17 protein-coding genes are annotated in these 9,148 nt (G+C 60.0%); 3 read left to right on the forward strand and 14 right to left on the reverse strand.

The window, feature by feature from the left end:
• Nucleotides 1–33 precede the first annotated feature (33 nt).
• The 3 genes from HUV30_RS12750 to HUV30_RS12760 are packed head-to-tail and all read left to right on the forward strand — an operon-like array spanning nt 34 to nt 919.
• A complete protein-coding gene (locus HUV30_RS12750) occupies nt 34–309 on the forward strand; it encodes a BrnT family toxin (RefSeq protein WP_174405812.1) in 276 nt (91 codons plus the stop codon).
• Complete coding sequence (locus HUV30_RS12755; RefSeq protein WP_174405813.1) at nt 290–604, forward strand: BrnA antitoxin family protein; 315 nt, start codon at nt 290–292, stop codon at nt 602–604. Before HUV30_RS12750 ends, HUV30_RS12755 begins: the two co-directional genes overlap by 20 nt.
• 12 nt (nt 605–616) lie before the next feature.
• Entirely contained in the window at nt 617–919 is a 303-nt protein-coding gene (locus HUV30_RS12760; RefSeq protein WP_174405814.1) for a HigA family addiction module antitoxin, read from the forward strand.
• A gap of 6 nt (nt 920–925) precedes the next feature.
• Here the strand turns inward: HUV30_RS12760 and HUV30_RS12765 are convergent, their stop codons facing one another.
• The 14 genes from HUV30_RS12765 to gpM all read right to left on the reverse strand — a co-directional run bounded on the left by HUV30_RS12765 (nt 926) and on the right by gpM (nt 9,086).
• Complete coding sequence (locus HUV30_RS12765) at nt 926–1,261, reverse strand: DUF2590 family protein (RefSeq protein WP_174405815.1); 336 nt, start codon at nt 1,259–1,261, stop codon at nt 926–928.
• A 3-nt stretch (nt 1,262–1,264) separates the two neighbouring features.
• The gene (locus HUV30_RS12770; protein ID WP_174405816.1) at nt 1,265–3,052 is read right to left on the reverse strand and encodes a phage tail tape measure protein; all 1,788 of its coding nucleotides are present in this window, start codon (nt 3,050–3,052) and stop codon (nt 1,265–1,267) included.
• Between the two features lie 6 nt (nt 3,053–3,058).
• Entirely contained in the window at nt 3,059–3,226 is a 168-nt protein-coding gene (locus tag HUV30_RS12775; RefSeq protein WP_174404717.1) for a DUF6890 family protein, read from the reverse strand.
• Between the two features lie 17 nt (nt 3,227–3,243).
• Nucleotides 3,244–3,510, reverse strand: coding sequence for a putative phage tail assembly chaperone (locus HUV30_RS12780; RefSeq protein WP_174405817.1), 267 nt, complete (start codon nt 3,508–3,510; stop codon nt 3,244–3,246).
• 8 nt (nt 3,511–3,518) lie between these two features.
• On the reverse strand, nt 3,519–3,779 hold the full coding sequence (locus HUV30_RS12785) for a hypothetical protein (RefSeq protein ID WP_174405818.1): 261 nt from the start codon (nt 3,777–3,779) through the stop codon (nt 3,519–3,521).
• 3 nt (nt 3,780–3,782) lie between these two features.
• Nucleotides 3,783–4,304 (reverse strand): hypothetical protein, encoded by a 522-nt coding sequence (locus tag HUV30_RS12790; RefSeq protein WP_174405819.1) that lies wholly within the window; start codon nt 4,302–4,304, stop codon nt 3,783–3,785.
• Complete coding sequence (locus HUV30_RS12795; protein WP_174405820.1) at nt 4,301–4,798, reverse strand: D-Ala-D-Ala carboxypeptidase family metallohydrolase; 498 nt, start codon at nt 4,796–4,798, stop codon at nt 4,301–4,303. The genes HUV30_RS12790 and HUV30_RS12795 overlap by 4 nt, the downstream gene beginning before the upstream one ends.
• Nucleotides 4,795–5,010 (reverse strand): TraR/DksA C4-type zinc finger protein, encoded by a 216-nt coding sequence (locus HUV30_RS12800; protein WP_174405821.1) that lies wholly within the window; start codon nt 5,008–5,010, stop codon nt 4,795–4,797. The genes HUV30_RS12795 and HUV30_RS12800 overlap by 4 nt, the downstream gene beginning before the upstream one ends.
• Before the next feature lie 2 nt (nt 5,011–5,012).
• Nucleotides 5,013–5,459, reverse strand: coding sequence for a phage protein (locus HUV30_RS12805; RefSeq protein ID WP_174405822.1), 447 nt, complete (start codon nt 5,457–5,459; stop codon nt 5,013–5,015).
• A 3-nt stretch (nt 5,460–5,462) separates the two neighbouring features.
• On the reverse strand, nt 5,463–6,593 hold the full coding sequence (locus HUV30_RS12810) for a DUF2586 domain-containing protein (protein WP_174405823.1): 1,131 nt from the start codon (nt 6,591–6,593) through the stop codon (nt 5,463–5,465).
• Nucleotides 6,594–6,611: 18 nt separating this feature from the next.
• A complete protein-coding gene (locus tag HUV30_RS12815) occupies nt 6,612–7,358 on the reverse strand; it encodes a phage virion morphogenesis protein (RefSeq protein ID WP_174405824.1) in 747 nt (248 codons plus the stop codon).
• Complete coding sequence (locus HUV30_RS12820) at nt 7,351–7,821, reverse strand: phage tail protein (protein ID WP_174405825.1); 471 nt, start codon at nt 7,819–7,821, stop codon at nt 7,351–7,353. Before HUV30_RS12820 ends, HUV30_RS12815 begins: the two co-directional genes overlap by 8 nt.
• A complete protein-coding gene (locus tag HUV30_RS12825) occupies nt 7,821–8,282 on the reverse strand; it encodes a head completion/stabilization protein (protein ID WP_174405826.1) in 462 nt (153 codons plus the stop codon). Before HUV30_RS12825 ends, HUV30_RS12820 begins: the two co-directional genes overlap by 1 nt.
• 114 nt (nt 8,283–8,396) lie before the next feature.
• Entirely contained in the window at nt 8,397–9,086 is a 690-nt protein-coding gene (gpM, locus tag HUV30_RS12830) for a phage terminase small subunit (RefSeq protein WP_174405827.1), read from the reverse strand.
• Between the last annotated feature and the right edge of the window lie 62 nt (nt 9,087–9,148).

Below are 9,148 nucleotides of genomic sequence, written 5' to 3' on the forward strand. Positions count from 1 at the left end.
GACGGAGTTACTTTTTGTAGTTACATTTTCCCCATGCGATTTGACTGGGACGAGAACAAACGGCGCGCCAATGTTGCCAAGCACGACATAGACTTTACGCAGGCAGCGGAAATGCTGGCCTGTTCTCCCCACCTGCTGCACGACACCCGCAAGGACTACGGCGAAACCCGTTGTCAGGCAGTAGGAGAATATGAAGGCATGATACTCGTCGTTGCCTTCACCATGCGCGGAGACGATGTGTTCCGTATAATCTCCGCCCGCAGAGCCAACGCCAGAGAAAGGAGGAAGTATGGCTACCAGGAAGAATAAGACAGGACTGTCCATAGAAGAGATTCGCGCCATGCAGCCCCTTACCGACAACAAGCGGGCCAAGGCCTTTACTGATGCCGAACTGACCGCCAACGCAGAAAGCGATCCGGACAACCCCATTCTGGATGAAGCATTCTGGGAACAGGCCAGACGTATGGAACCGCAGTGCAAAAAGCAGGTGACCCTTCGCATCGACGCAGACGTGCTGGACTGGTTCAAAAAGCAGGGTAAGGGATACCAGACCACCATCAATGCCATTCTCAAGGCATACAAAGAATCTCGCCCTTCCCGATAACCGGTGGCTCCGATGTTTGATTCCACCAGAAAGCCCACGCACCCGGGCGGCATCCTGTTCAGAATGCACATGGAGCCGCTGGGCATTACCATAACCGCACTGGCCAAGCGCCTTGGCATTTCGCGCAAGACGCTTTCCGCCATTGTGAACGAACGCGCGCCCATCACGCCGGACATTGCCCTGCGCCTTTCGCGCGCGCTCGATACCACGCCCGAACTCTGGCTTGGCATGCAGCAGACGTATACGCTGTGGGAAGTTGCCCACACCAATACGGAATGGCTTTCCGTAGAACCCATCAAGACCGCAAACGCATAGCCCGCCCTACACACGTTCCGCCTCCAGCGACAGCGCAATGCTGCCGAATTCAAGCGTTTCCGCCTTCAGGTTGAACAGGCCCAGCCCCACTTCTTCTATCTCCGTGCTGCCGGGAACAATGCGCTCATCCTTGTCCACCTCCAGCGTGAGAAGCAGCAGGTTGCGGGCCTTGGTGCGCACATCACGGTTGCCCACCAGCTCCACCAACAGGCCGGTCTCGCGGATCATGTGCACAATGTCCTGCGCTATGGAATCACGGTCCGCCACCGGCACGGGCAGGCCTCCCGCATCCAGCGTTATGTCATCACCGGTGATGAGAATATCCAGATACTTGCCGCTCATGCGCTACCCCGCCGCCATAAACGCCATCTCGCTCATGCTCTGGGCATCCATGGGCTTGCTGGTGGTTATGTTCACCTGCTGAATGGTCCGGCTGTTGCTGCTGTTCTTGGAAACAGCGTTGGAAATGGACTGCGTAACACCGCCCGCAGGCACGCTTGCGCTGCGCGGTGCTTCCAGCATGGCCGGGGCGTTTACCTCGGCAGAGGCTCCGGAATCCATCCCAAGGAACTTCTGCACGGCCTGCACCTTCTCAAGAACCCAGCCCCACATGCGGCCCAGCATGTCAAAATACCACTTGAACACGCCTGCCACCTGATCAATCACGCCCATGATGGCCTGCCCCCAGCTGGTATCCAGAAAGGCAGCCTTAAGGTCATCCCACCACCAGATCACCGCGCCCACGGCAGCCACAAGCGCCACAAGCGCCATGACAATCCATGTGCCGGGGAAACCCCACATGGCGGCATTGGCCACCCACTGCGCACCGGAATACAGCGCCCATGCCTTGCGCATAAGCCCAAGCGTGCCGGTTATCGGCCCCATCACCGTGCTCAGGCCGAACATGGAAATCCGAGCAACACCGCTGGCAACGGACGCAAGCCCAAGCACCGCACCAAAGCCCAGAATGAGCATGATGCCGTAGCCCACCCAGCGCGTCAGGTTGGGGAACATATCCGCCCAGCGCACCATGGTGGCGGTAACATCGGTAAAGCCGTCCACCAGCGGATTTATGGAAGGCAACAGCGCCTGCCCTATCACCGTTAATAGGGCATTAACGCCCGCCGATGCCCTGTCAAATGGATCAACCATTCTACTGGCCATCTGTGTGGCCTTGTCCATGCCCTGCACCTTGCCCAGCTGGTCAATGGATGCGCCAAGCCCCTTGGTGTCCGCCATGAGCAGCTTGATGAGCGATACCGCCTCGTCACTGCCGAAGGCCTTTTTCAGCAAATCGCCATCATCAACCTTGGACAAATCCCCGTACTTCCCCTTGATCTTGCCCAAAATATCCATCATGCCCAGCATGTGTCCGTTGGAGTCGGTGAACTGCAGGCCAAGCGCCTTTTGCGCGTTGCCAACGCCGGAAAGGAAGGCTTTATACTTGGTGCCCGCCTCAGACCCGCTCATGGTGGACTGCAGCGTGCCCATAATGGCCATCTGCTCTGCCACATCAATGCCCGCAGCGGTCGCGTTGGCACCAAGCGAGGTGAAGGCACTGCTCATCTCCTGTCCCGTGGTCTTGAACATCTGCACCGCCGTGGCCGTCTGCCCTGTGAGCTGCTCCACCCACTTGGCCTTGCCCATGTCGTTCGCCTGATTCTTGAAGATGCCGTACATGGTGCCCACATAGCTGGTAATGGTGGCAGCATCCGCCTTGGTGGCCTTGGCCAGCACGTTGGACGAAACCGTGAAGCGCGAAAGCTCGTCACCGCTCAGTCCGGCAATGGACGACTGAATATCGTAGGCAGAAGAGGCAACAGCACTGGCGGACTCTCCAAAACGGATGGAGAAGGCCAGCGCCTCACGGTTCAGGGTCTTCAGCGCCTTGGGTTCCACATCAAGGCTGGAAACCTCCATAAGCGCCTTATTCATCTGGCGGGCTGGCGTGAGCATGTAGTCCATGCTCTGGCCAGCCGCCCATATGCCTGCAGCACCGGTGCCGATCTGAACGAAACTCTTGCGGGCATGGCCTGCCAGATCGTCCAGCTGCTTCTGCATCTTCCCCACAGGGCCGGTCACCCCGTCCTGCAGGCTGATTGCAAACATCAGTTTTTCAAGCTTGGTGCTCATATGCCCTTATCCGTTAAAGGCTTTGGCCACCCCGTTGGTAACGGCAACGGCCATCTTCTCCCAATAGTCCTTTTCCAGCAGCACGGCCTCGGCCATGGACTGCGCATCCACCGCACGCCCCGGCAGCCAGCGGTGCACAAGCATGGTCATGCGGGCCAGCGGGTTGCGCTCCATTCCCCCGGCGAGGCGCTCTACTCCCCCACGGTGATCTGCAGATCCGGCGTGTACTGCTCCATAATCGCACCGGCGATCTGAATGGGCGCACCGGGCTTATCCAGCAGCTCGCGCACATGGTCCTTGTCTTCAGGATCCACACAGCGCATCACAAAGTTGCGTGCCGGTGCCACCTTGTTGTTGGGCATCATGGCGTTGATGTAGTCGTTGTAAATGTCCAGAGAGGGGGCAAAGGTCACCTTGCGGCCCTGAATGGTCAGTACGATCTTGTTTGCGGTTTCCATGGCATTTCTCACTTGGTCGCGCACAGGGTTTTCACCAGCTGATCGATGCGCCCTTCGATCCGCCGTTCAAAATCAGAGAACATCTTTTCCAGATCCTTCTTGCCGGTGTAATGCTCGGCCACATGCAGCCGCAGTGCTGCCACGGCATCCTTGCCCTTCTGGATCTCTTCGTTGCTCTTCTGGATGGAGCGGTGCAGATACACGTTCCAAGCCAGCAACGGGGGCCAGATGAACTTGGCAAAAAAGACAAAGGCGTCTGTAAAATCCATGGGCTATCCCTTTGCTTCTCTGGCAGTGCTGCGGGTGGCCATGAACTGCGTCACCAGCGGCAGCAGGTTCTTCACCGTGCGCTCACCGAACAGGAAGCCCAGCACCAGCAGGTTGACGGACCAGAAGGCAAGCCCGTGCGGGGTCCACCCGCCCTGCTCTGCGGACAGCTGCACCTGCCACCCGCCGCTGAACACCTGCCAGTCCAGATACATGGTGAAAACGCCCCACAAGGGCCGCTGACACCCGCGAATGAAGATGATGAAGCTGCCGACAAAAGGGAGGGCTTTTAAGTCTGCGGCGGTGCCTTCCAGCTCTGCCGCACGGCGGGTCACTTCCTTGTCGGCTTCCACGGCCAGCTCCATCAACTCCACCTCGCGCTTGTGCTCGGCCTCGCGGATCCGCGCCGCAAGCTCGGCCTTTTCCGCCTCGCTCATGGACGGGGGAAAGTATTCTTTCACCGTATCCGTGATGGTGGAGACAATGCCGCCGCCGAAAAAGTCCATGATCTTGGAAACAAAGGTCATGCGCCACCTCCGGCCTGCAGGTCTGCAACTGCATGAAGCCCCTCAGTCGTGCGCGAGCGCGTTCCGTCCTTCCAGATGGTCAGCTCTTGACGCCGGGGAATCTCTCCCGGTTCCGGTGCGGCGATATGCACCCAACGCCCGTGCTCATTGATGAGCTGCTTGAATCCAAGCCCCATGCCGCGTATTGCCTCGGCCACTTCCAGTGCCGTTTTTCCCGGTACCGTAATGTCTGCGGCAAGCCCGCTCATATGGTCCGATCTCGGCGAACCGCCTATCTGCTCATTAAGCCACGGGGGCCGATAGCCGCTGGAAATAACAACAGGGCCAAGCGCCTCACGTATGGGCTGCAGCAAGGTCAGGCACAGGTGCTGCAGATTGCGGAACACGTCCGAGCCGGGTTCAACAACAATCTGCCTGCCCATCCGCTCCGCCGTCTGGCTGGCAGTAAACTCATCAAGGGAGAAGTGAGGAGACAGGAGAACACGAGTTTTCATTTGCCGCCCTCCATTTCGGTTTGGCAGGTTATGCAGCGCTGCACCCCCGGCACGGCATTGCGCCGTGCTTCGGGGATGACTGCACCACACTCTATGCAGGTTTCACGGGACGGAACCTTGGCCTTGCGGTCATTGCTGCGCCTTGCGTGCTCTATGGCATCCTGCCTGAACAACGCCTCGCATGCCTGCGCCCGGTCAAAGAGATCCGTCATGCTTACAATCCTTCGGTTTCTCTGGCGTCGAGGTACGGCACGCCGTTCACACGCACAAAGTCAGGGCTGGTCACATCGTAGGGCAGCGTGGTCACGTCCTTGGTGGCGCTGTTGGAATCCACATCCAGCAGCTTGCTCACGCGCAGCCTGCAGCCGAATATTTCCACCCGCTTCTCTTCATCACCGGCCTTGGCGTAGGCCACGATGTCAAAGGTGGACAGGGCATGAAAACTGCCCGCGCTGCGTGCTGCCTCCAGCACAAGCGAAAGGTTGGTGGTATCAAGCTCAATCTCGCCGGACGCCCCCACGGGACCTTCCAGCCAGCCAACGGGAATGCCCTTGGTCTTGGCCACCTCGCCGCTGTCCTCTATGTCGCAGGTGAACTTCTCGGCATGGATGGAAAGATCACCCAGCTGGAAGTCAAAGCACTTTCCGCTGATTCTGCTCATGGCTTACACCTCCGCATAATTGGTCAGGTCCAGCATCACGTTGCAGGTGATGGCCTTGGGGCAGTTGTAGGGGCGCACCACCATGTAGATTTCCACCTTGGTGCGCGTGGGCCAGCTGATCACAATGTCACCATCCTGCGGGGGCTTCACCTCGCCGGGAAAGGTCACACCCATAATCTGCACACTGCGGCTCATCTCTCGCAGCGGGCGGGCAAAATAGCTCTGGTTCATGGCGATGCTGGCGGGGGTGCTGTTCAGCTTGCGGTCGCCCACGCGGAACACGGCAAGGGGATACACGCGGCGCATGGCCTTGTGCACCACACGCAGATTCTCAATCACGCGGTAATCGCCTGCCTCGGCATCCAGCAGCGCACCATCCCCCCAGAACATGCCGGGATAATCCGGATACCACTGCGGAACGCTGAACCGGGCATCCGCCAGTTCCTTGAGAATGGCCATGTCGATTTCGCGGCCGGTCTTGTCCTTGGGCTTGGCCGTCCACGCCCCCACCAGGGGGCCGGTGGCCACGCGCATGGGCGTGTCCGCCACGGTTACGGCCTTGTTGGCCAGCCTGCCCGCAAGCGTTCCCTGGTCATGCCCCCACAGGGTGGGAACAACCATCACCTGATCTGCGAGAACAGCGGAAACAAGGGGCTTTATGGCGGCGGTGAAATCCGGCCATGCCTCGCCGGTCTCGGTGGCAGCATCGATGGCGCGGGTGGCGGCCACAAACCATATGGGCCGCATATACAACCCCATAATCTCCACGGTCTTGGCCTGCATAGCCTCCACATCCGTGGACTTGGTAACAGGGTCGGTCACGATAATCGCTTCCACCGTGATCTGCCCCATGGAGTAGTCCACGGCATCTTCCCAGCTCATCACGCCATCCAACGGTATAACGGCGGCGTTCCAGTTCTGACCGGCGTTTTTGCGGGCCGCATCTACCTGCGTTTTGAGCACGCTTGCCGTTGCACCCAAAAGCTCATCCAGATCGGAATCATTGTTCAGGCTGAGCAGCTTGCCCTCGTTCACGCCGGTGCCACGCCCAACAAAGAGGAAGTAGTTTTCCACCTCGTCAAACTCGCCCTGCATGAGGTTCAGCTTGTTCACCTGTACGGTACCCAGTGCCATACAATTCTCTCCTTCGGGCTACACTTTGCCCTTGCTGCGCAGCCGGTTCAGGGACAACCGCGCCAGTTCTTCCAGCATGGTTCCGGACTGCCGCAGGTTCACGCCAAGAAAAGCACGTTCCGGAACGCCCACTGTCCACGAATCCGGCGCGTCATAGCCGGTGAGCTGCTGCCATATGGCCATGGCCTCGGCGCGGCTCATGTTCTGCACAATCCAGCTCACAGCCACTTTCTGCTGACGCACCCTGCCGTTTTTCAGCCGCACTTCCTTGCGGTAGCCACGGGCAATAAGCTCCTTGGCCAGCCAGCGTTCCACCCGCGCCTTGGGGTTGTAGTAGTCAGAATCCTTATTGAGGCGCTTGGCCTCACTTTTGGCGGCTACAGTTTCGCTTTTCCCATGCTGGTGTTTGTCGGCAATGGCCCCCATACCAAAGTCTTTCCACGAAACCTCGCCCTGCCCGCGTCTGTTGGCAGCAATGCTCATCGCCCGGCCAAGGCCCACAAGCATCTTGCGGTTCTCCTTGCCGTCCTTGCGCCTTTCCAGCTTGCCGCGCCGGTTGCGTTTGTAGATCTTGCGCGGGGCCATGGGCGTACCATCCACGCACCGCTGCTGCTTGATGTTCTGGCGGGAGAAACGGCGCACTTCCATGGCCATTTCCCGCACCAGCTTGCGCTTGGCATCCGGCGACAGGGCCAGCACTTCCAGCTGTTGCCGCAGGCGCACCATGCCTGCCCGGTCAATGCCAAAGGTCATGGCATCAGCCATCGGCACCGGCCTCCTGTGCTTCGCCGTCCATGCGTTCCACGGCTTCGGCCACATCCACGGGCACGTCCGTCACGCTCCACATGGCACCGCCATAGGGAATGCGCCCCTGCGGATCCATGACCAGCTCCACACCCTCGTCAAAGGAAATGCGTATCTCCACATCCGCGCTGTCATCATCCAGAATGGTCACTTCCACCTTGGGGTCCGACAGGTCGTGCAGCTCGCGCTCCGCGTCATGGCCCACCACCCACGCCATCACCAGCGCCAGAATCTGGTGACCGTCTCCGGCATAGCCGTAGAGGTAGACGGATGCGTCATACCGAAAACGCGCCACCTCAATGCCGTGGCCCAAATCCTTGCCCGTGGGGTTCAGTTCGCCGGAGTCCACAAAGGCATCAAAGGACTCACGCGGCAGGCCGGTTGCCTGCATCAGAAAGGTGGTAAGCGCCCGCAGCTTGCGCATCAGATCAACCCCACGCGCACACGGCAGATGCCCAGCAGGTCCGCCAGTGCCTTGGTTGCCTGCTCATGGTAGGCGGCTTCCGTCTCAGGGCTTTCCGTTGCCACGTTGGCGGCATCTGCACGGCGCACAAGCACCTTGCTCTCCTGCACCAGCAGGGCGCGGCACTCATTGAACACGGCGGCGCGGTAATACACGGCCAGAACGGATTCGCCGCCCAGCGTATCGGCTGGCACGTCAGCAAGCGTGGCATGGCCCTCGGCCTGCCGCTGCGCCTTCCAGCCGCTCAACTGGCGGTTGGCCCATGCCATGGCCAGCTTCAGCTGCACGGCAAGGGAGGCAACAGCAAACGTGGGCGGCACGCGATAGGCTTCCACCAGCGTCAGAGTGCTCAGGTCGGGAAAGAACCCGTCGTTCTGTATGGTCTGGTGCGCCAATTCGTCTTTGAAGCCGCTAAAGCCCATAACTACCGCCTTGAAAAGGGACCGGCCGCGCCGTCAAACTGCCTGCAGCATACCCGCACTGTGTGAGGTGGTTGTGTGGCGTTTGCGGCGGGCCGGTCGGGGGGGGGTGAGTATCTACTGTGCGGCCTTGGCCAGCTGCTTGCGGGCCTTGTCCAGCACTGTCTTTACCGATGCGCCAAGCTCAAACGCCGCTTCATACGCTTCCACAGCCAGCTCCCACCGCTCGGAAGCGGCGCAAGCATCGCCATGCAGTTTGAGCAGGTTGGCGGATACTGCGTCAGGAATGTCCCACTGGCGGCAAAGGCCATCAGCCACGTGCACCAGATCCGACAGATACGGGGACACGCTCTGCCCGGCGGCAACCAGCGGTTTCGCCCAGTCGGCAACAGCGTCCGCAACGTAGGTGGGAACATCGCGCCGGAACTTTTCCGGCAGGGTAACGCCGTTGTCGATGCACCACAGGGCATGCGCCATGCCATGCTCAATCTCGCCAGCGTCGAACAGCCAGACCAGATACCAGCCCAGCAGCTCATGCTGCTGGCCTTCGCGTTTCAGGCGTTCCACATAGGGGGCGTATTTGGGGATAAGCTCATCCCTCTTCAGGTCCTGCTTGCGCTCAACGGACTGCAACGCAGAAAGCCGTGCAAAGTCTTCACGCAGGGCGCTTGTGAGCTGGGTAAGCAACTGGCGCTCTGCCATGAATCCGGTAGGCACCACCGCGATAACGCCCGTGGCCTTTCTGGGCTGCTGCTCCACAACCATGCCGTTCTGCACGGCCTGCTGGTGTCTGCGCATAAGGCTCATAATCGTTTCTCCCGCACCCTCCCTGCGCAGGGTGGCCCCGCAAGAGGCCACCGCGCAAAAGA

Source organism: Desulfovibrio subterraneus (assembly GCF_013340285.1).
GTDB lineage: Bacteria > Desulfobacterota > Desulfovibrionia > Desulfovibrionales > Desulfovibrionaceae > Halodesulfovibrio > Halodesulfovibrio subterraneus.